The sequence below is a fragment of the Burkholderia sp. AU28863 genome (assembly GCF_002223195.1).
GTDB classification, from domain to species: Bacteria; Pseudomonadota; Gammaproteobacteria; order Burkholderiales; family Burkholderiaceae; genus Burkholderia; species Burkholderia sola.
In genome coordinates, this window is record NZ_NKFE01000004.1 from 721307 (window position 1) to 742333 (window position 21027).

Consider the following 21027-nt stretch of genomic DNA (forward strand, 5'->3'; position numbering starts at 1 on the left):
AACACCGAACAGGACAACCGATGCGTCTCCCCCCGCTTTCCCGCCGCCACCTGCCGGCCGCCGCCGCGCTCGCCTGCCTCGCCTTCGTCCTCGCCGGCTGCGGCGGCGACGACGTCACCGCCACGCCGCCGTCGCAGTCCGAGGCCCAGGCGCCCGTCGGCACGACGGCCACGCTCGCGCTGCTCGAGACGACCGACCTGCACACCAACGTGCTGTCGTACGACTATTTCAAGCTCGCCGCCGACAATTCGCTCGGCTTCGAACGCGTGTCGACGCTGATCGCGCAGGCGCGCAAGCAGTACCCGAACACGCTGCTGCTCGACAACGGCGACACGATCCAGGGCACCGCGCTGTCGGACTACCAGGCGCTCGTGAAGCCGCTCGGCTGCGACCAGACGCTCGCGATCTACAAGGTGATGAACGCCGCGAAATTCGACGGCGGCGGGATCGGCAACCACGAGTTCAACTACGGGCTGCCGTACCTGTCACAGGTGACCGGCAACACGTTCGAGGTCGACGGCCTGCCCGCGCCGGCCCAGCAGAAGAAGTGCGCGGGCCCGAACTTCCCGCAGGTGCTCGCGAACGTGATCAGCGCGAAGACCCATGCGCCGCTGTTCACGCCGTACACGATCCTGACGCGCACGGTGACAGCCACGACGCCGGACGGCAAGACGGTCAGCGCGCCCGTGAAAATCGGCATCATCGGCTTCACGCCGCCCGCGATCATGAACTGGGACAAGCGCTGGCTCGACGGCAAGGTCTACACGACCGGGCTGAAGGAAGCGGCCGAGAAATACATTCCGGAGATGCGCGCGAAGGGCGCCGATCTCGTCGTCGCGATCTCGCACGGCGGCCTCGACAATTCCGCGTACTCGCCGACGATGGAAAACGGCAGCTGGTGGCTGTCGAAGGTGTCCGGCATCGACGCGATGCTGATCGGCCACTCGCACCAGGTGTTCCCGGACGCGAACAGCACCGTGGCGCAGTTCAACCTGCCGGGCGTCGACAAGGTCAAGGGCACCGTCAACGGCGTGCCGACCGTGATGGCCAACTACTGGGGCAAGCACCTCGGCGTGATCAAGCTCGGCCTGAAATTCGACGGCAAGACGTGGGCCGTCGACAAGTCGCAGACGACCGTCGAGGCGCGGCCGATCCAGAACGCCGACAAGAGCTACGTCGCGGCCGACCCGTCGGTCTCCGCCGCGATCGCGGCCGAGCACCAGGCGACGATCGACTACGTGAAGACGCCGATCGGCTCGACCGACTACCGGATGAACTCGTACTTCGCGGACGTCGGCGATCCGGGCGCGATCCAGATCGTCAACGAGGCGCAGGCCGACTACGTGAAGACCTACGTGCAGGCGAACCTGCCGCAGTACGCGTCGCTGCCGGTGCTGTCGGTCAGCGCGCCGTTCAAGAGCGGCTTCGGCGGCGGCACCGACTACACCGACGTCGCGCCGGGCGCGCTCGCGATCAACAACGCGGCCGACCTGTACCTGTATCCGAACACCGTGTACGCGGTGAAGGTGAGCGGCGCCGACGTGAAGAACTGGCTCGAGACGGCCGCGAAGCGCTTCAACACGATCGATCCGACCAAGGCGACCGTGCAGCCGCTCGTCAGCACCTTCCCCGGCTACAACTTCGACATGTTCACGTCGGCCGATCTCGCCTATGAAATCGACGTCACGCAGCCGGTCGGCAGCCGTATCCGGAACCTGACGTACAAGGGTGCGCCGATCGACGCGAACGCGCAGTTCATCGTCGCGACCAACAATTACCGCGCGAGCGGCGGCGGCAATTTCCCGGGCCTCGACGGCAGCAAGACGATCTTCGCGTCGCCCGACGCGAACCGCGACGTGCTGATCGCGTTCATCAAGAAGCGCGGCGCGATCACGCGTGCGGCCGACGGCGCGCAGCGCAGCTGGCGCTTCACGAAGCTCGCGAGCTCGGTCGCGCACGTGCGGTTCGCGTCCGCGCCGAACCGCCTCGGCGACGCCGCGGCGGCCGGCCTGACCGGCATCACGCAGGTCGCGGCCGACGACGGCTCGGGCAAGAACCTCGCGACCTACGAGATCGACCTCACCCAATGAGACACGTGATGCAACCGATCCGGACGATGCGGCCCGCCGAAACCGGCTTCGCCGCCGCCGCGCGGCGCGTGCTGCGCGCGAAACTCCCGCCGGCCGCGCTGCTCGCGGCGGCGGCCGTGACCGTCGCGGCCGTCGTCGCGGCGACCGGCCTGCGCGGCGCCGGCCCCACGCCGAGCGCCGCACAGCTCGACGAATGGCAGGCGATGGTCACGCAGGCGACCGAGCCGCATGCGCTGGCCCGGTTGCGCACGCTCGCGCGCCGCGGCTCGGGCGCAGCGCAGGCGGCGCTCGGCATCGCGCTCGTCGATGCGCATGAGCCGGGGCTGCGCGACGAGGGGCGCGGCTGGCTGGAAACGGCCGCGGCGGCCGACGACAAGGCCGATGGGCCGGCTGCGCGGCGCGCGCAGCTCGCGCTCGGCAAGGCGTTGCTGCTCGGCAGCGGCGATCTCCCGAAAGACTATGCGCGCGCCCGCGCGTTGCTCGGCGCAGCGGCTTCGAACGGCGATCCGGCCGCCGCGTATTACCTCGGGCTGATCTACCGCAGCGGCTACGGCATCGCCGCCGACCCGGTGCAGGCCGCGCACTGGTTCGACATCGCGTCGCGCGCGGACATTCCGGCCGCCGACTTCATGCTCGCGAACGCGTACCGCGACGGCAGCGGCGTGCCGCGCGACGAAGCGCGCGCGCTCGCGCTGTATCGCCGGGCTGCCGAGCATGAACTGCCGGAAGCCGTGCAGACGCTCGCGATGGCCTATCGCAACGGCGAACTCGGGCTTCGGCCCGACGCGGACGAGTTCCACGCGCAGTGGATCGAGACCGCGCATGCGCTGAAGCACCCGGTGGTCGCGCCGTGACGGCCGTTCGGCCGGGACGCGCGCGGGCGTGACCCGGCCGAACGGTGGTTGCTTCGCATGCGCCATCCACGCGCCGCGTAGCGGTCGTCCGGAAACGGAAACGGAACCGGTTGCGGGGCGCCTCGACGGCGAAGTCGCCGACCGGCTCGCCGAGCGCTATCAGCTCACGCTCGAGAAAGGCCACCTGCCAGGGGAATCGTCCGTCGGCTATTCGCGCCGGCTGACCGTCCGCGGCCCGGGCGGCGCGCGGATCCTCGTGTCGGCCCGCCAGGGCCCGGCGCTGAAGGGCAAGACGCTGCTGGCCTGCGAAATGACGACCGAAGAAGACATCGAGACGCTGGAGCGGATGGAACAGCACCAAGCCGCGCGACGGCGCCCGCCGCCCTGCAGATTGAGTGCGCCGTCCGGCGCGCGCGCCCGCCCCCTGTCGCTACAATAGGCGCCATGAACGCCCCCACCTCCTCCGACACGCCCGAATCCGGCGACGCGCACATCGCGCGCACCCGGCTCGAGGCGCACCTCGATGCCGCGCCGCGCGCGTGGCCGCTCGACATCGTCGCCGCCACCGGCTCGACCAACGCCGACGTCGCGACCCGGCTCAAGGCGCTGCCGCGCAGCGCGAGCGCATTGCCCGCGCCGCTCGTGCGCGTCGCGTTCGAGCAGACGGCCGGCCGCGGCCGGCAGGGCCGCCCGTGGTTCGCGCAGCCCGGCAATGCGCTGCTGTGCTCGGTCGGCTGCATCGTGCCGCGCGCCGTCGATGCGCTCGGCGGCCTCAGCATCGCGATCGGCGTCGCGCTCGCCGAAGGGCTGGCCACGCTGCCGCTCGACGCCCGCATGCGCGTCGCGCTCAAATGGCCGAACGACCTGCTGCTGACGGCCGACGACGACGGCGCGCCGCGCATCGTCGGCAAGCTCGCCGGGATCCTGATCGAAACCGTCTGGACCACCGCCGACGCCACCGCCGTCGTGATCGGCTTCGGCATCAACGTGCGCGGCGCGGAAGCCGTCGCCGCGCAGGTCGACGCGCTGCGCGCGCGCGAAGCCGCGCTCGCAAGCGGGCTGCCGCCCGCCGCGCTGTCGATCGCGTGCGCGTCGGCGAACCTCACCGATACGCTCGCCGCGTCGCTGAACGCGCTCACGCCCGCGCTCGCGCAGTTCGGCACCGACGGCCTCGCGCCGTTCCTGCCGCGCTGGCACGCGCTGCACGCGTACGCGGGCCGCGAAGTCGTGCTGCTCGAACAGGGCGTCGAGCGCGCGCGCGGCATCGCGACGGGCATCGACGCGACCGGCCAGTTGCTGCTCGACACGCCGAGCGGCGTACAAACGATCGCAGCCGGCGACGTGTCGCTGCGCGAAGCGCAATGAGCGAACCGCATCTGCTGATCGACGCCGGCAACAGCCGGATCAAGTGGGCGCTCGCCGACGCGCGGCGCACGCTCGTCGACACGGGCGCGTTCGGCCACACGCGCGACGGCGGCGCCGATCCCGACTGGTCGATGCTGCCGCGGCCGCGCGGCGCGTGGATCTCGAACGTCGCGGGCGCCGACGTGGCCGCACGGATCGACGCGCTGCTCGACGCGCGCTGGCCGGGCTTGCCGCGCACGACGATCCGCTCGCGCCCCGCGCAATGCGGCGTGACGAACGGCTATACGACGCCCGAACAGCTCGGCAGCGACCGGTGGGCCGGCCTGATAGGCGCGCACGCGGCGTTTCCGGGCGAGCATCTGCTGATCGCGACGTTCGGCACCGCGACGACGCTCGAGGCACTGCGCGCGGACGGTCGCTTCACGGGCGGGCTGATCGCGCCGGGCTGGGCGCTGATGATGCGCGCGCTCGGCACGTACACCGCACAGTTGCCGACGCTGACCACCGATATCGCCAGCGACCTGCTCGCGGGCGCGCAGGCCGAACCGTTCCAGGTCGATACGCCGCGCTCGCTGTCGGCCGGCTGCCTGTACGCGCAGGCCGGGCTGATCGAACGCGCGTGGCGCGATCTCGTCGCCGCGTGGCAGGCGCCGGTGCGGCTCGTGCTGGCTGGCGGTGCGGCGGACGACATCGCACGTGCGCTGACGGTCCCGCATACGCGGCATGACGCGCTGATCCTGTCCGGGCTCGCGCTGATCGCAACGGACGCGGCCGGCCCGGCAACGGCGCAGGATTGATGCACAGGCGCCGGCATCGCGCCGGCGCGTGGCGAAGCAGGACGAAGCGGGTCCCGACGGGCCCGCGTCACGCCGACGAATACGCGCGGCGCCGCGCCAGCGGTCCGCACGAACGGTCGACGGAAGCCATGAAAAAGCCGGCCATGCGGCCGGCTCGACTGAACGACGTGAACCACGTCGATGACGACAAGGAGTTTCGACGATGCTGCGCTGGCTGATCGCTGTTCTCTTTCTCGCCAACATGCTCGCGTTCGTGGTGGCGCGCGGCGTGTTCGGGCCGCTGCCGGCGGCCGGCCCGCGCGAACCCGGCGTGCTGTCTCGGCAGGTGCAGCCCGACGCATTGCGCGTGACACCGCTCGTGCGGGCGACCGACCAGCCCATCGTCGGCGGCCCGATCGCCGCGCCGGCCGTCACGACCGCACCGCTCGCGGCATCGGCCCCGTGACGGCGCCGCGCCCCGCTCAGGACTGTTGCGCGCGCACCTTCTTCAACAACGCAGTGGTCGAGCGGTCGTGCTCGAACGGAATTGCCAGCGCCCGGCCGCCCCAGCCGCGCACGAGCGCGGATTCCGGCAGCGCGTCCATGTCGTAATCGCCGCCCTTCACGAGGATGTCCGGACGGACGGCCTCGATCAGCGACACGGGCGTCTTTTCCGCGAACGTCACGACCCAGTCGACGCTTTCCAGCGCCGCCAGCAATGCCGCGCGATCCTCTTCGCGGTTGATCGGCCGGTCGTCGCCCTTGCCGAGCATGCGCACCGACGCATCGCTGTTCACGCCGACGATCAGGCAGGCGCCGAGCGCTTTCGCATCGGCGAGATACGTGACGTGACCGCGATGCAGGATGTCGAACACGCCGTTGGTGAACACGACGGGCGACGGCAGCGACGCGCGCAGCGCGACGAGGGCATCACGGGTGATCAGCTTGCGTTCGAAGGTGGCGGACATGATGGAGATCGGACGGAATGAACGACGGTGCGCGCGACGGCGGCACCCGATAAAAAGCCCGCCGGACCGGCCGGGCGGGCTTCATGCAATGCATGCAACACGGTGCCGCGAGCCGCGCGCGAATCGGGGCGACTCGGGGCGACTCGGGGCGAATCGGGGCGAATCGGGGCGAATCGCGCCGGCGGCGGCGCCTGCCGACCTCAGGCCGGCTGCGCGGCCGACGACGGACCGCTTTCGGCCTGCAGGCGGCCGGTGACCTCCTTGCGGTAGCGGTTCAGTTCCTGCGCGGTCGCGAACGTGCGCTCGAACAGGATCGACAGGTTGTGCAGGATCCGCTCGACGACCTTCTTCTCCCACTCGCCGTCGAAACGGATCTGCTCGTCGAGCCAGCGCTCGAGCCATTCCGGATCCGGCAGGCGCGACTGCACGGTGTCGCGCGGGAACAGCGCCTGGTTCACGTGCAGGTTGGTCGGGTGCAGCGGCTTCTCGGTGCGACGCGCCGACGCCATCAGCACGCCGATCTTCGCGAATGCGGCACGGGCGACGTCGCCGCAGTTGTTCAGCGCCTTCTTCATGTAGCGCAGGTACGCGCCACCATGACGCGCTTCGTCGCGCGAAATCGTTTCGTAGATCTGCTTGATGACGGGCTCGGTGTGCCAGTCGGCCGCGCAGCGGTACCAGTGGTTCAGGCGGATTTCGCCGCAGAAGTGCAGCATCAGCGTCTCGAGCGGCGGCGCCGGATCGAACTGGAAGCGCACCGCGTGCAGTTCCTCTTCGGTCGGCACCATCTCCGGCTTGAAGCGGCGCAGGTATTCCATCAGCACGAGCGAATGCTTCTGCTCCTCGAAGAACCACACGCTCATGAACGCGGAAAAATCGCTGTCGTGCTGGTTGTCGCGCAGGAACATTTCCGTCGCGGGCAGCGCCGACCATTCGGTGATCGCGTTCATCTTGATCGTCTTCGCCTGCTCGTCGGTGAGCAGCGAAGCGTCGAACTTGTCCCACGGAATGTCCTTCTCCATGTCCCAGCGGACAGCTTCGAGCGACCTGTAAAGTTCCGGATAAAGCATGGTGTTCATGATGGTCCCACCCCTGTTCTGCGCAATGCGACTTCTCTAAACGTGACTGTTGCCGCGCGAGCGCGCCACGCGCGCTTTTTGCAGCCAAGACTGTAATTTTACGCGGGAAACCGGCCCGCCGGACGCCGATTCCTCGTCCGGCAGCCAGGCGGCCGCGTGGCCGCCGTTGGGCATGCCGCAACCCGCTCCGTTCGTGCGGAGCCGGCCGCGCTTGCCTGAGTGGGGGCCGGCGCTGGCCGGCTCGTTGGCGCGCCCGTCCCCTGCCCCAGGCGGGTTCCCCGAAAGGTCCCGTGCGGATGCCGGATCGGCGGGCTGCTCGATATGGTGTATACGGCGGCGGCCATGATAGCACGCGTGCATGACGGTTCCGAGACGCCCGGCCGCTCGCGCGCCGCCCACCGCGGTGCGGCGATCGGTCGCGGCCAGCCGTCGCGAAAACGCAACCTTACAGTGCGCCCGCGCGTGTCAGACCCGCATTTCGCCGGTCGCGAGCCCGCCTTCCGGCGGCGTGCCGGCCGCCGGCGCGCTGCCGCCGTCCGCCCCCGCGATCCAGCCGGCCAGCGTCTCCCGCTGGGCCCGGCCGTCGCGGTAGCCGAGCTCGATCAGCTCGCGCGTGAACGCTTCCTCGAACAGCAGGTAGCTGGCGAACGACGCGCCGGCCGGCTGGCTGCCGCCGATCGCGCCGAGCAGCCCGCGCATCGTCGCCGGCATCTGCTTCAGGTGCTTCGCGGCGATCAGCTCGATGCGCTCGGACGGCGCAATCGCGAGCACGTCGACGTGCCGCCAGCCGCTGTCGATCTCGACCTGGTGCGGCAGGTGCTCGATCATCCGGTTGATGTGCTCGATCCGTTCGATGTCCGAGCCGATCGAGTCGAGAAACACGCTCGCGAGCACCTGCTGGCCGATCTGCGCGAGCGTCGGGTAGCCACGGGCCCGTCCCGTGCCATTTGCGGCGGGAATCTCGGGCCGCGGATCGGCTGCGCCGACGACGACGATCCGGTCCGCGCCGAAGTGGATCGCCGGCGACAGCGGCGCAATCTGCCGGATCGAGCCGTCGCCGAAGTACTCGACCTGCCCGTCGAGCACGAGCGGCACGGCGGGGAACACGAACGGAATGGCCGACGACGCGAGCAGGTGCGACGCCGACAGGTCGACGAGCCGCGCGGTGCGCTGCGCGCGACGCCATGCCTGGATCGGCTCGGCGGCCTGGTAGAACGTGAGGTGCCGGCCGCTCGAATAGCTGAGCGCGGTAACCGCGAGCGCGTGCAGCAGGCGCGCCTCGAGCATCTGCTCGATCCGGTGGAAGCTGAGCTCGCGCTGCAGCAGGTGCGCGAGCGGCGTGTTGTCGAGCAGCCCGCGCGGCGAGCGGCGGGCCGCCCAGCCGAACGTCATCGTCGCGAGCCAGCGCGCGCCGGCGCCGGCGATGCCGAGCCAGTCGGTGCGATACACGTAATCGGCACGCAGCGGCTCCCAGAATTCGAGCAGGCGCCGCACGCCATGGGAAAAGTCGTCCGCGTGGCTCGCGATCGACGTCGCGTTGATCGCGCCGGCCGACGAACCGCACACGACCGAGAACGGCACCGTATGCCGCTGCGGATCGGCCTCGCGCGCGATCTCGGCCAGCGCCTTCAGCACGCCGACCTGATAGGCGGCGCGCGCGCCGCCTCCCATCAGAACGAGCGCGAGTCGCATGATCGACCTGCTAGCTGCGCCGCATCACGTCGAGCGCTTCGGCGGACGCGTTTCCGGCGACGAAGCGGCCGCCGCGCGCGCCGCGGCCGAACCGGACGGCTTCGCGCGCTTCGCGGCGGGCTTGCGCGGCGCGGCCGCGGCGGACTTCGCGGCGGGTTCGGGCGCGGCGGCGGTCTCCGGCGCCGCGGGCTGCATGCCCGGCTGCGCCATCGCCAGGCTCGCGAGCTGGTTGAATTGCGTCTGCAGCAGGTTCCACCAGCCGGACGGGTCGAACGGCTGCTGCGCGGGGTCGCCTTCCGGCGCATCCGCGGCGGGCGCCGCGGCATCGGCCGTGGGCGCGGCCCCGCCCGCCGACGCGGGTTTAGCGGCCTGCGCGGCGGCCACGGCCGCGTCCTCGGCCGCCGACATCGAGCTTTGCGCGAACGCGCCGAACGCGCGCAGCGTCGCGAGCGTCGCGCGCTGCACCTCGAGCGCCTGGATCGCGGACTGCAGCATCCCGAGATTGAGCTTCAGCCACTGCTCGACCGCGCGCAGATCGGTGATCCGCTTGTCGAGTTCCTCGACGTTCGTGAGCGGCGACATCATGTCGGACATGCTCGACAGCGACGGCGGCAGCCCGTGCGTGGCGCCCGGAAACGGCGCCATCCCGCCGAACGGCGACATCCGGATCATGTCCCACATCCGGTCCATCATGTCGGCGGGCTGGAACCCGGCAAAGCCGGCGAAAGGGTTCGCGCCGGAGGCATCGGTCGTCATACGGGCATCCTGGTTGACTGGGAGAGCGAGGCGGCCGCCGTGCACCGCGCAGCCGCGCATGGTTCGATCATAGCGCGCACGTCAGAACGGCGCGTCGCCGGGAAATGCGGGCGGGCGCCGTTCGCGCAGCGAGCGGATGCCTTCCTGCACGTCGGGCCCCGAAAAACCCATGAATTCGAGCGCGAGCGACGTATCGAAGGTCGGCCCGGCCGTGCGCAGCCAGTTGTTCAGCGCGTACTTGGTCCAGCGGATCGCCGACTGCGAACCGTGCGCGAGCCGCTCGGCCACTTCGTATGTCTTCGGCAGCAGGTCGGCCGGCTCGACCGCGAGCGAGACCAGCCCGATCCGCTCGGCCTCCTCGCCGCTCACGGGCTCGCACAGCATCAGGTAGTACTTCGCCTTCGCCATCCCGCACAGCAGCGGCCACACGATCGCCGCGTGGTCGCCGGCCGCGACGCCGAGCCGCGTATGGCCGTCGATGATGCGCGCATCCTTCGCGGCGATCGAGATGTCGGCAAGCAGCCCGGCGACGAGCCCCGCGCCGACGGCCGGGCCATGCATCGCCGACACGATCGGCTTGCTGCAGTTGATCACGTTGTAGACGAGGTCGCGCGCCTCGCGCCACACGCGGGCGCGCACGTCGAAATCGTTCGCCATGTCCTCGACGAGCGCGAGATCGCCGCCCGCCGAGAAGCCCTTCCCTTCGCCGCGGATCACCGCGACGCGCGTGTCGGGATCGCGATCGACGTCGCGCCAGATGTCGGCGAGCTCGCGATGCATGCGCGCGTTCGCGGTCGCGAGGCCGCTGCGGTTCGCGCCCTCGCCGCTCATCACGATGTCGAGCACGCCATGGTCGCGGCGCGTCACCTTCAGTGCTTCGTAACCGCCGTATGCGGCGAGATCGGCCATCTGCTGCTCCTTGCTCAAGGCGCTCGAACGCTTGAATCGAGTGTAGCCAAGCCCGCGCGGTCAAACATCGGGCGAAACCCGGCGCGCGGGCCGACGCCGGGTGTCGCCGGCGCGTTGCGTACCGCGCCGCTTATGCCGCGCCGTCGGGCGGGGAAACCGACTGCTCGATCGCGCCGAAGATCGACTTGCCGGCCGCATCGAACATCTCGATGCGCACGGTGTCGCCATAGCGCATGAACTCGGTCTGCGGCGCGCCGTGCTCGATCGTCTCGAGGCAGCGCTTCTCGGCGATGCAGCAGTAGCCGCGCTTCGCGTCCTTGTTCGACACCGTACCGGAGCCGACGATCGAGCCGGCGCGCAGGTTGCGCGTCTTCGCCGCGTGCGCGATCAACTGGCCGAAGTGGAACACCATGTCGGTGCCGGCGTCAGGCTGGCCGACCTTCTTGCCGTTCCAGTGGACGATCATCGGGCGGTGCACGCGGCCCTCGCGCCATTCGTCGCCGAGCTCGTCGGGCGTGACGGCAACCGGCGCGAACGCGGTGGCCGGCTTGCTCTGGAAGAAGCCGAAGCCCTTCGCGAGTTCGGCCGGAATCAGGTTGCGCAGCGACACGTCGTTCACGAGCGTGACGAGCCGCACGGCCTTCAGTGCGTCGTCGGGCGACGCGCTCATCGGCACGTCGCCGGTGATCACTGCGACCTCCGCCTCGAAATCGATGCCCCATTCCTCGGACGGGCACACGACGTCGTCGCGCGGCCCCAGGAAATCGTCGCTGCCGCCCTGGTACATCAGCGGATCGGTCCAGAACTCGGGCGGCATCTCGGCGCCGCGCGCGCGGCGCACGAGCTCGACGTGGTTCACGTACGCGGAGCCGTCGGCCCACTGGAACGCGCGCGGCAGCGGCGCCATGCAGTTGGCCGGATCGAACGCGAACGCGTTGCGCGCGCGGCCGTGGTTCAGCGCGTCGTACAGGTCGCGCAGTTGCGGCGCGTAGAACGCCCAGTCGTCGAGGACGCGCTGCAGCGTCGGCGCGATCGCATCGGCAATCGCCGCGATGTGCAGGTCGCGCGACACGACGATCAGCTGGCCGTCGCGCGTGCCGTCCTTCAGCGAAGCAAGTTTCATAGGGAGGATCTGCCGTTGTAGTGACGATGGAGGGAATCTATTTTACGATGGTGAATCCCTGCGGCGCGCCATGATCGCGCACGCCGTTTTCGCCCCGTTTCCTGTCGCATTTTCGCGCACCCGTTGCCCATGCCCGCCAGCCCGCTCCCCGACGACGATCTCGCCGACTCCGATACCGACGACGCCGCCTCCGGCGAGCACGGCGAAAAAGTCCGTTCCGGCATCCAGTCGATCGAGGTCGGCTTCCGCCTGCTCGACGTGCTGACGAGCGAGCCGCGCGCGATGATGCTGCGCGATCTCGCGCAGCGCGCGGGGATGAGCCCGGCGAAGGCGCACCGCTACCTGGTCAGCTTCTCGCGGCTCGGCGTCGTGTCGCAGGACCCCGTCTCGGGACGCTACGAGCTCGGCGGCTTCGCGCTGCAGATGGGCCTCGCGCGGCTCGCGCGCGTCGACGGCGTGAAGCTCGCGCGGATCGCGCTGACCGAATTCCGCGACCGTCTCGACCAGACGGTCGGCATCGCGGTATGGGGCAACCAGGGGCCGACGATCGTGCACTGGATGGAATCGAGCCATCCGGCGAAGGCGTCGCTGAAGCTCGGCGACGTGATGCCGCTGCTCGGCTCCGCGACGGGCCTGCTGTTCGCCGCGTACCTGCCGCGCAGCAAGACCGCCGCGATGCTCGAGCGCGAACTCGCCGATACGCGCCGCTCGCCGCACCACGGCGGCCCGCGCACGCTCGACGAAGTCGATGCGGTGCTCGCCGACGTGCGCCGGCATCAGGCCGCACGCGTCGAGGGGATGCTGCTGCCGACGATCCATGCGTTCTGCATGCCCGTGTTCGACGCGGTCGGCGAACTCGCGCTCGCGATCGTCGCGCTCGGCCAGGAAGGCTCGTTCGACATCGCGTGGGGCGGCGAGATCGACACCGCGCTGCGCGCATGCGCGCAGAAACTGTCTTACGAACTCGGCTATAGTCCCGACGCACGCGACGCCTGACGCATCCGGTTCACGCGACGTCACGCTTCGCGAACGCGCAGCGCATCCGGCGGTCCGATTCCTGTGGCGCGCGCCGCGCGCCCGACGTCACCCACGCGCCCGATCCTGTTCCGATGCCCAACCAGCCCGCCGACCTTCGCCCGAGTCACGCCCTGCCCCGCCGCTGGCTGCGCGTGGGCGTCGCGCTCGTCGCTGTGCTGGTGCTGCACGCGCTTGCCGGGTTCTGGCTGATGCGCAACCGCGAATCGTTCACGCCGCCGCCGCCCGCCGACGTCCCCGTGCAGATCGAACTGCTGAAACCGCAGCCGATCGAGCGTCAACCGGCGCCACCGGAGCCGAAGCCGGTCGAACGTCCGGCCGCACCCAAGGCTGCCGCGCCGAAGGCCGCCCCGCCGAAACCCGCGCCGTCGCACGAGCCGGTGCTCACGTCCACGCAAACGGCCGAGCACGGCGAACCGCCGGCTGCCGCCGCGTCCGCGGCGAGCGGCACACCGGAGGCCTCCGGCGCGCAAGCCGCGTCGGCCGCGGGCGCCAGCGCCGCGACACCGGGGCCTGCCACGAGCGGCGTGAAGTTCGCCGCGCCGCCGTCCGGCGACCTGCAGTACGACACGTTCTACAACGGCATGCAGAACATGATCGGCACGATCCACTGGCGCACCGACGGGCACACGTACGACCTGTCGGTGTCGATGCCGGTGCCGTTCGTCGGCCCGTTCACCTATCGCAGCGAAGGCCGCATCGACGCATTCGGCGTCGCGCCCGACCGTTACGTCGAGAAACGCGGCAAGCGGCCGGAAGACATCGCGATCTTCAACCGCGAGATCCGGCAGGTGGTGTTCACGCGCACGCCGAACAACGCGCCTCTGCCCGACGGCGTGCAGGACCGGTTCAGCATGCTGATGCAGTTGTCGGGGCTGCTGCGCGGCAATCCCGCGGCCTACAAGCCGGGCGTCACGCAGCAGTTCTTCGTGATCGACAACAATAGCGGCGAGACGTGGCCGATCACCGTGATCGGCGACGAGCAGGTGCAGACGCAGGCCGGCATCGTCGCGGCGCGACACTTCATGCGCCTGCCGCGCCGCGACGGCGACACGCGCCGCATCGACATGTGGCTCGCGCCGTCGCTCGGCTGGCTGCCCGCGCGCCTGGTGCAGACCGAGCCGAACGGTGCGCAGATCGAGCTGCTGTGGCACGGCCGCCTCGCCGCACCGAACGTGCCTGCCGACGCCGCCCCGCCCGGCGGCACAACGAACGCGCCCGCCGCGGCTCCGACGCCCGATCCATCACCTGCGTCGCCGGCGGAACCGGCACCGCCGGCACCGCCCGCGACGATGCAACCACCGACGTCGTCGACTGTCACACAGTGATAGACGCACAGGAATCGGCAATTTCGACCGATTACAGTTTCCCCGGAAATGGCCGATGACACTCTTTAACAACTATTTCAGTCCACCGGCTCACAATGAGAAACGTTTGATAGACATCGGCTTCTAACCGATACACCCCACGCAAACGGGAGAACGGGGTGTGCAGCGCAAGCCCCTTGAAACCGGCGAGGCTTGCCCCACCTAGGGGACAACAAGGCCAGATGCCACTGCGAAGAGGAGTGCCGCCATGCAAATGATCTACAACAGCCCCAACTACTGCGTCGTCGAATTTGCGCCGCAGGCCGGCCATCACCTGATGAATGCCGGCGGATACGAAATCGTCGACAAGAACGCGCAGCGCGAAATCTTCATCGACGGCGAACTTGCCGAACGATTCCGCGCGCACGTGAAGCAGTTGATCGAGGATGAACCGTCGCTCGACGAGGTCGACGAATTCCTCGGACAATTCGACAGCCTGATGATGATGCCCGTCGTGCTGCACTGACGACCCGCGGCCCGGCGCGTCACGCGGCCGGGCCATTCGCCGCGCATCGATGCGGCGCCGCGTGCACTCCGATCCTGCCCCCGTCCGGCTCGCCGGCGGGGGCTTTCATTTGGCGGGCCGGCCGGCCGCGCGGCGAGGGCCGGCGACCGCTTGACGCACCGGCTACAATGACGGTTTTCCGTCTTCGCCGGTCTTCCGCCCATGTCTGCGACTCCTCTCGCCGCTCCCGTCCCGCTCGACACGTCCTACACGCGCGGCGCCGCCCTGCCTGCGCTGCTGAAATCGCGCATCCTGATTCTCGACGGCGCGATGGGCACGATGATCCAGCGCTACAAGCTCGACGAGGCCGCGTATCGCGGCGAGCGCTTCAAGGATTTCCCGCGCGACATCAAGGGCAACAACGAGCTGCTGTCGCTCACGCAGCCGCAGATCATCCGCGAGATCCACGACCAGTACTTCGCGGCCGGCGCCGACATCGTCGAAACCAACACGTTCGGTGCGACGACCGTCGCGCAGGCCGACTACGGAATGGAAGAGCTCGTCGTCGAGATGAACGTCGAATCGGCGAAGCTCGCGCGCGAATCGGCCGCGAAATACGCGACTCGGACCAAGCCACGCTTCGTCGCGGGCGCGATCGGGCCGACGCCGAAGACGGCCAGCATTTCGCCGGACGTCAACGATCCGGGCGCACGCAACGTCACGTTCGACGAGCTGCGCACGTCGTACTACCAGCAGGCGAAGGCGCTGCTCGACGGCGGCGTCGACCTGTTCCTCGTCGAAACGATCTTCGACACGCTGAACGCGAAAGCCGCGCTGTTCGCGCTCGACGAACTGTTCGAGGACACCGGGGAGCGCCTGCCGATCATGATTTCGGGCACCGTCACTGATGCGTCGGGCCGGATCCTGTCGGGCCAGACCGTCGAGGCGTTCTGGAATTCGCTGCGTCACGCGAAACCGCTCACGTTCGGCCTGAACTGCGCACTCGGCGCGGCGCTGATGCGGCCGTACATCGCCGAGCTCGCGAAGCTGTGCGACACCTACGTGTCGTGCTACCCGAACGCGGGCCTGCCGAACCCGATGAGCGACACCGGTTTCGACGAAACCCCCGACGTCACGTCGGGCCTGCTGAAGGAATTCGCGCAGGCCGGGCTCGTGAACCTCGCGGGCGGCTGCTGCGGCACGACGCCCGAGCACATCGCCGAGATCGCGAAGGCGCTCGCCGACGTGAAGCCGCGCCGCTGGCCGAACCAGTACAGCGACAACGCCTGACCGACCGCCCCACGTCCTTCATCACAAGAATTCGCACCGCCATGACCGATCACATGATGCGCCTTGCCGGCCTCGAGCCGTTCAACGTCACGCCCGGGACGCTCTTCATCAACGTCGGCGAACGCACCAACGTCACCGGCTCGAAGGCGTTCGCACGAATGATCCTCAACGGCCAGTTCGACGAGGCGCTCGCCGTCGCGCGCCAGCAGGTCGAGAACGGCGCGCAGGTGATCGACATCAACATGGACGAGGCGATGCTCGACTCGAAGGCGGCGATGGTGCGCTTCCTGAACCTGATCGCATCGGAGCCGGACATCGCGCGCGTGCCGATCATGATCGACTCGTCGAAGTGGGACGTGATCGAAGCCGGCCTCAAGTGCGTGCAGGGCAAGGCGATCGTGAACTCGATCTCGCTGAAGGAAGGCGAGGACGCGTTCCGCCACCACGCGAACCTGATCCGCCGCTACGGCGCGGCCGCGGTCGTGATGGCGTTCGACGAAACCGGCCAGGCCGATACGTACGAGCGCAAGACCGAGATCTGCAAGCGCTCGTACGACTTCCTCGTGAACGAAGTCGGCTTCCCGCCGGAAGACATCATCTTCGACCCGAACATCTTCGCGGTCGCGACCGGCATCGAGGAGCACAACAACTACGCGGTCGACTTCATCGAGGCGACCCGCTGGATCAAGCAGAACCTGCCGTTCGCGAAGGTGAGCGGCGGCGTGTCGAACGTGTCGTTCTCGTTCCGCGGCAACGACCCGGTACGCGAGGCGATCCACACCGTGTTCCTGTACCACGCGATCCAGGCGGGGATGGACATGGGCATCGTGAACGCGGGTCAGCTCGGCGTGTACGCCGATCTCGACCCGGAGCTGCGCGAGCGCGTGGAAGACGTGATCCTGAACCGCCGCGCGGATTCCACCGACCGCCTGCTCGAGATCGCCGACAAGTTCAAGACCGGCGCCGCGAAGAAGGAAGAGAACCTCGAGTGGCGCAACCAGCCGGTCGAGAAGCGCCTCGCGCACGCGCTCGTGCACGGCATCACGACCTTCATCGTCGACGATACGGAAGAAGCGCGCGCGAAGATCGCCGCGGCAGGCGGCCGTCCGATCAATGTGATCGAAGGGCCGCTGATGGACGGGATGAACGTCGTCGGCGACCTGTTCGGCCAGGGCAAGATGTTCCTGCCGCAGGTCGTGAAGTCGGCGCGCGTGATGAAGCAGGCGGTCGCGCACCTGATCCCGTTCATCGAGGAAGAAAAGCGGCTGCTCGCGGAAGCGGGGGGCGACGTGCGCGCGAAGGGCAAGATCGTCATCGCGACCGTGAAGGGCGACGTGCACGACATCGGCAAGAACATCGTGTCGGTCGTGCTCCAGTGCAACAACTTCGAAGTCGTCAACATGGGCGTGATGGTCCCGTGCAACGAGATCCTCGCGAAGGCGAAGGTCGAGGGCGCGGACATCATCGGGCTGTCGGGCCTCATCACGCCGAGCCTCGAGGAAATGGCGTACGTCGCGTCCGAAATGCAGCGCGACGACTACTTCCGCGTGAAGAAGATTCCGCTGCTGATCGGCGGCGCGACGACGTCGCGCGTGCACACGGCCGTGAAGATCGCGCCGCACTACGAAGGCCCGGTCGTCTACGTGCCCGATGCATCGCGCTCGGTGTCGGTCGCGTCGAACCTGCTGTCGGACGAAGGCGCGGCGAAGTACCTCGACGAGCTGAAGTCCGATTACGAACGCATTCGCGACCAGCATGCGAACCGCAAGGCGCAGCCGATGGTCACGCTCGCCGACGCGCGCGCGAACAAGACGAAGATCGACTGGGCCGGCTACCAGCCGGTGAAGCCGAAATTCATCGGCCGCCGCGTGTTCAAGAATTACGACCTGAACGAACTCGCGAACTACATCGACTGGGGCCCGTTCTTCCAGACCTGGGATCTCGCGGGCCCGTACCCGGCGATCCTGAACGACGAGATCGTCGGCGAATCGGCGCGGCGCGTGTTCTCCGATGCGAAATCGATGCTCGCGCGGCTGATCCAGGGCCGCTGGCTGACCGCGAACGGCGTGATCGCGCTGCTGCCGGCCAACACGGTCAACGACGACGACATCGAAATCTACGGCGACGAGTCGCGCTCGGAAGTGCTGCTCACGTGGCGCAACCTGCGCCAGCAGAGCGTGCGCCCGGTGGTCGACGGCGTGATGCGGCCGAACCGTTCGCTCGCCGATTTCATCGCACCGAAGGAATCGGGCGTGGCCGACTACATCGGGATGTTCGCGGTGACGGCCGGCCTCGGCGTCGACGTGAAGGAAAAGCAGTTCGAAGCCGACCACGACGACTACAGCGCGATCATGCTGAAGGCGCTCGCCGACCGCTTCGCGGAAGCGTTCGCCGAAGCGATGCACGCGCGCGTGCGGCGCGAGCTGTGGGGCTATGCGAGCGGCGAGACGCTCGACAACGACGCGCTGATCGCCGAGAAGTACGCGGGCATCCGCCCGGCGCCCGGCTACCCGGCCTGCCCCGATCACCTCGTGAAGCGCGACATGTTCGACGTGCTGCACGCGGACGAGATCGGCATGAGCGTGACCGATTCGCTGGCGATGCTGCCGGCCGCGAGCGTGTCGGGGTTCTACCTCGCGCATCCGGACAGCCGCTATTTCTCGGTCGGCAAAATCGGGCAGGATCAGCTCGAGGACTACGCGCGACGCATGGCGCTGTCGCTCGACGACGCGCGCCGCGCGCTCGCGCCGCAGCTCTGATCGACGCAAACGGGCGGCCCGGCCGCCCTTTCATCATACAAAATAAAAAGCCCGCTCGAACGCGGGCTTTTTGCTGTCCGGCGAACCGTTCGATCCGCCAGGCAAGGAAGCTCAGAAGCCCCAGTGCACGTCGGCCTGGCCGGCCTTCGCTTCGCGCAGCATCGTCAGGAACGGCGCGACGCGCTGGGCCAGGCTCGGCGGCACTTCGTGGTGCGCGTGGTCGGCTTCGTCCTCGTGGAAATGGCCAGCGTGCTCGGCGCGCTCCTGCTTCGCCTGCGCGACCGCGCCTTCCAGCTTGGCGATCGCGTGGTCCAGTTCGTCGTGCGTAATCACACCGCGCTCGCCCAGCTGCTTGCCGACGAGACCCAGCACATACACGGCGAAATCCTTCAGCACGTCGAGATCCTGTGCCGCCTTGCTCTTGAACGTAATCATGACAATTCCCTTTTCATCTTGTTGTGCCTGCGCGGCGCGGTTGGGGAACGCCCACAGACCGGCGTCCGGCCTCGCGGACGCGGGCCGCCTGAGCGGCATATTAGCACCTGTTAAAATTCTGCGATCCCTGAAACGCGCGCTTAAAAAGCGCGCCGGCGGCCCGGCATTTCCGGCCGCCACCAACGAAGCCTTCTACCAGCATGCTGCCAGCACACAAACAGACCCTCGAAGCCCTGCTCGCGGATAGCGTCAAGCAGGTCGCACACGCGCTGAAAGGCGCCGACGCGGCGTTCGTCGCCCCCGCCATCACGCTGGAGCGCCCGAAGGTCGCCGCGCACGGCGACGTCGCATGCAACGTCGCGATGCAGCTCGCGAAGCCGCTCGGCGCGAACCCGCGCCAGCTGGCCGAGCAGATCGTCGCCGCGCTGACCGCGCAGCCGGCCGCGCAGGGCCTCGTCGAAGCCGCCGAGATCGCCGGCCCCGGCTTCATCAACCTGCGCCTGTCGGCCGCCGCGAAACAGGCGGTGATCGCCGCCGTGTTCGACCAGGGCCGCGCGTTCGGCACGTCGGATCGCGAGAAAGGCAAGCAGGTGCTGCTCGAATTCGTGTCGGCCAACCCGACCGGCCCGCTGCACGTCGGCCACGGCCGTCAGGCCGCGCTCGGCGACGTGCTCGCGAACGTGATCGCGAGCCAGGGCTATGCGGTGCACCGCGAGTTCTACTACAACGACGCGGGCGTGCAGATCGGCAACCTCGCGATCTCGACGCAGGCGCGCGCCCGCGGCCTGAAGCCGGGCGACGCGGGCTGGCCGGAAGCCGCGTACAACGGCGAGTACATCGCCGACATCGCGCGCGACTACCTGAACGGCGAAACGGTCGCCGCGTCGGACGGCGAGCCGGTCAAGGGCGCGGGCGACGTCGAGGATCTCGACGCGATCCGCAAGTTCGCGGTCACGTACCTGCGTCGCGAGCAGGACATGGACCTGCAGGCGTTCGGCGTGAAGTTCGACCAGTACTACCTCGAGTCGTCGCTGTACAGCGAAGGCCGCGTCGAGAAGACGGTCGACGCACTGATCAAGGCCGGCATGACCTACGAGCAGGACGGCGCGCTGTGGCTGCGCACGACCGACGAAGGCGACGACAAGGATCGCGTGATGCGCAAGTCGGACGGCACGTACACGTACTTCGTGCCGGACGTCGCCTACCACGTGACGAAGTGGGAGCGCGGCTTCACGAAGGTGATCAACATCCAGGGCTCGGACCACCACGGCACGATCGCGCGCGTGCGCGCCGGCCTGCAGGGGCTGCACATCGGGATCCCGAAGGGCTATCCCGACTACGTGCTGCACAAGATGGTCACGGTGATGCGCGACGGCCAGGAAGTGAAGATCTCGAAGCGCGCGGGCAGCTACGTGACGGTGCGCGACCTGATCGAATGGTCGGGCGGCGCGGCCGCGGGCCAGGAAGCGGCACCCGACCTGATCGACGAGGCGACCATCACGCGCGGCCGCGACGCGGTGCGTTTCTTCCTGATCTCGCGCAAGGCCGATACCGAGTTCGTGTTCGACATCGACCTCGCGCTGAAACAGAACGACGAAAACCCGGTCTATTACGTCCAGTACGCGCATGCGCGGATCTGCTCGGTGCTCAACGAACTGAAGTCGCGCTACAACGTCGACGTCGCGCAACTGCCGGGCGCCGACCTGTCGCAACTGACGAGCGCGCAAGCGGCGTCGCTGATGCAGAAGCTCGCCGAGTATCCGGACATGCTCACGCACGCGGCGAACGAGCTGGCGCCGCACGCGGTCGCGTTCTACCTGCGCGATCTCGCTGGCGAATTCCACTCGTTCTACAATGCGGAGCGCGTGCTGGTCGACGACGAAGCGCCGCGCAATGCGCGCGCCGCGCTGCTCGCCGCGACGCGGCAGGTGCTCGAGAACGGCCTGGCGGTGCTCGGCGTATCCGCGCCCGCCAAGATGTAAGGATGTCAGCGCGGCCCCGAACCGGGCCGCGAATGGCCGCGGCGGCACCTGCCGGCGGATGCCCGCCGGCGGACGCCCGCCGCAGCCCTCTCACGATTCTTT

Annotated in this window: 19 protein-coding genes; 12 read left to right on the forward strand and 7 right to left on the reverse strand. The window is 69.0% G+C overall.

The window, feature by feature from the left end:
* The first annotated feature begins 20 nt into the window (after positions 1 to 20).
* From CFB81_RS14940 to CFB81_RS14965, 6 genes are all read left to right on the forward strand, one after another.
* On the forward strand, positions 21 to 2090 hold the full coding sequence (locus CFB81_RS14940) for a bifunctional 2',3'-cyclic-nucleotide 2'-phosphodiesterase/3'-nucleotidase (protein WP_089435686.1): 2070 nt from the start codon (positions 21 to 23) through the stop codon (positions 2088 to 2090).
* Between the two features lie 8 nt (positions 2091 to 2098).
* Entirely contained in the window at positions 2099 to 2944 is an 846-nt protein-coding gene (locus CFB81_RS14945; protein ID WP_089435687.1) for a tetratricopeptide repeat protein, read from the forward strand.
* Between the two features lie 28 nt (positions 2945 to 2972).
* The gene (locus tag CFB81_RS36555) at positions 2973 to 3383 is read left to right on the forward strand and encodes a hypothetical protein (RefSeq protein WP_256976167.1); all 411 of its coding nucleotides are present in this window, start codon (positions 2973 to 2975) and stop codon (positions 3381 to 3383) included.
* 5 nt (positions 3384 to 3388) lie between these two features.
* Positions 3389 to 4309, forward strand: coding sequence for a biotin--[acetyl-CoA-carboxylase] ligase (locus CFB81_RS14955; RefSeq protein WP_069620200.1), 921 nt, complete (start codon positions 3389 to 3391; stop codon positions 4307 to 4309).
* Entirely contained in the window at positions 4306 to 5106 is an 801-nt protein-coding gene (locus CFB81_RS14960; protein ID WP_069620199.1) for a type III pantothenate kinase, read from the forward strand. Before CFB81_RS14955 ends, CFB81_RS14960 begins: the two co-directional genes overlap by 4 nt.
* 202 nt (positions 5107 to 5308) lie before the next feature.
* Positions 5309 to 5551, forward strand: coding sequence for a hypothetical protein (locus CFB81_RS14965; RefSeq protein ID WP_089435688.1), 243 nt, complete (start codon positions 5309 to 5311; stop codon positions 5549 to 5551).
* Positions 5552 to 5567: 16 nt separating this feature from the next.
* Here the strand turns inward: CFB81_RS14965 and rfaE2 are convergent, their stop codons facing one another.
* The 6 genes from rfaE2 to CFB81_RS15000 all read right to left on the reverse strand — a co-directional run bounded on the left by rfaE2 (position 5568) and on the right by CFB81_RS15000 (position 11612).
* A complete protein-coding gene (gene rfaE2 / locus CFB81_RS14970; RefSeq protein ID WP_069620197.1) occupies positions 5568 to 6053 on the reverse strand; it encodes a D-glycero-beta-D-manno-heptose 1-phosphate adenylyltransferase in 486 nt (161 codons plus the stop codon).
* Positions 6054 to 6253: 200 nt separating this feature from the next.
* On the reverse strand, positions 6254 to 7132 hold the full coding sequence (locus tag CFB81_RS14975; RefSeq protein ID WP_011353352.1) for a diiron oxygenase: 879 nt from the start codon (positions 7130 to 7132) through the stop codon (positions 6254 to 6256).
* 465 nt (positions 7133 to 7597) lie between these two features.
* Complete coding sequence (locus CFB81_RS14985; RefSeq protein WP_069620196.1) at positions 7598 to 8824, reverse strand: patatin-like phospholipase family protein; 1227 nt, start codon at positions 8822 to 8824, stop codon at positions 7598 to 7600.
* A 24-nt stretch (positions 8825 to 8848) separates the two neighbouring features.
* Positions 8849 to 9580 carry a PhaM family polyhydroxyalkanoate granule multifunctional regulatory protein gene (locus CFB81_RS14990; RefSeq protein ID WP_089435689.1) on the reverse strand — a complete coding sequence of 244 codons (732 nt, stop codon included), beginning with the start codon at positions 9578 to 9580 and terminating at the stop codon, positions 8849 to 8851.
* Between the two features lie 81 nt (positions 9581 to 9661).
* Positions 9662 to 10489, reverse strand: coding sequence for an enoyl-CoA hydratase/isomerase family protein (locus CFB81_RS14995; protein WP_089435855.1), 828 nt, complete (start codon positions 10487 to 10489; stop codon positions 9662 to 9664).
* 130 nt (positions 10490 to 10619) lie between these two features.
* Positions 10620 to 11612: a fumarylacetoacetate hydrolase family protein gene (locus CFB81_RS15000; RefSeq protein ID WP_089435690.1), complete on the reverse strand. Its 993-nt coding sequence runs from the start codon at positions 11610 to 11612 to the stop codon at positions 10620 to 10622.
* A gap of 129 nt (positions 11613 to 11741) precedes the next feature.
* Here CFB81_RS15000 and CFB81_RS15005 point away from each other — a divergent pair, with 129 nt between their 5' ends.
* The 5 genes from CFB81_RS15005 to metH all read left to right on the forward strand — a co-directional run bounded on the left by CFB81_RS15005 (position 11742) and on the right by metH (position 18508).
* On the forward strand, positions 11742 to 12608 hold the full coding sequence (locus tag CFB81_RS15005; protein WP_011546324.1) for an IclR family transcriptional regulator: 867 nt from the start codon (positions 11742 to 11744) through the stop codon (positions 12606 to 12608).
* 113 nt (positions 12609 to 12721) lie between these two features.
* On the forward strand, positions 12722 to 13975 hold the full coding sequence (locus tag CFB81_RS15010; RefSeq protein WP_089435691.1) for a DUF3108 domain-containing protein: 1254 nt from the start codon (positions 12722 to 12724) through the stop codon (positions 13973 to 13975).
* A gap of 247 nt (positions 13976 to 14222) precedes the next feature.
* Entirely contained in the window at positions 14223 to 14480 is a 258-nt protein-coding gene (locus CFB81_RS15020) for a DUF3567 domain-containing protein (protein WP_006477667.1), read from the forward strand.
* Between the two features lie 201 nt (positions 14481 to 14681).
* Positions 14682 to 15749, forward strand: coding sequence for a homocysteine S-methyltransferase family protein (locus CFB81_RS15025; protein ID WP_089435692.1), 1068 nt, complete (start codon positions 14682 to 14684; stop codon positions 15747 to 15749).
* A 41-nt stretch (positions 15750 to 15790) separates the two neighbouring features.
* Entirely contained in the window at positions 15791 to 18508 is a 2718-nt protein-coding gene (gene metH / locus CFB81_RS15030; RefSeq protein WP_179235959.1) for a methionine synthase, read from the forward strand.
* A gap of 111 nt (positions 18509 to 18619) precedes the next feature.
* On the opposite strand, the gene CFB81_RS15035 is transcribed toward metH, so the two are convergent.
* Positions 18620 to 18943 (reverse strand): DUF1840 domain-containing protein, encoded by a 324-nt coding sequence (locus tag CFB81_RS15035; RefSeq protein WP_006489103.1) that lies wholly within the window; start codon positions 18941 to 18943, stop codon positions 18620 to 18622.
* A 200-nt stretch (positions 18944 to 19143) separates the two neighbouring features.
* On the opposite strand from CFB81_RS15035, the gene argS reads away from it, so the two are divergent.
* The gene (gene argS, locus CFB81_RS15040) at positions 19144 to 20925 is read left to right on the forward strand and encodes an arginine--tRNA ligase (protein ID WP_069620188.1); all 1782 of its coding nucleotides are present in this window, start codon (positions 19144 to 19146) and stop codon (positions 20923 to 20925) included.
* Positions 20926 to 21027: the final 102 nt, after the last annotated feature.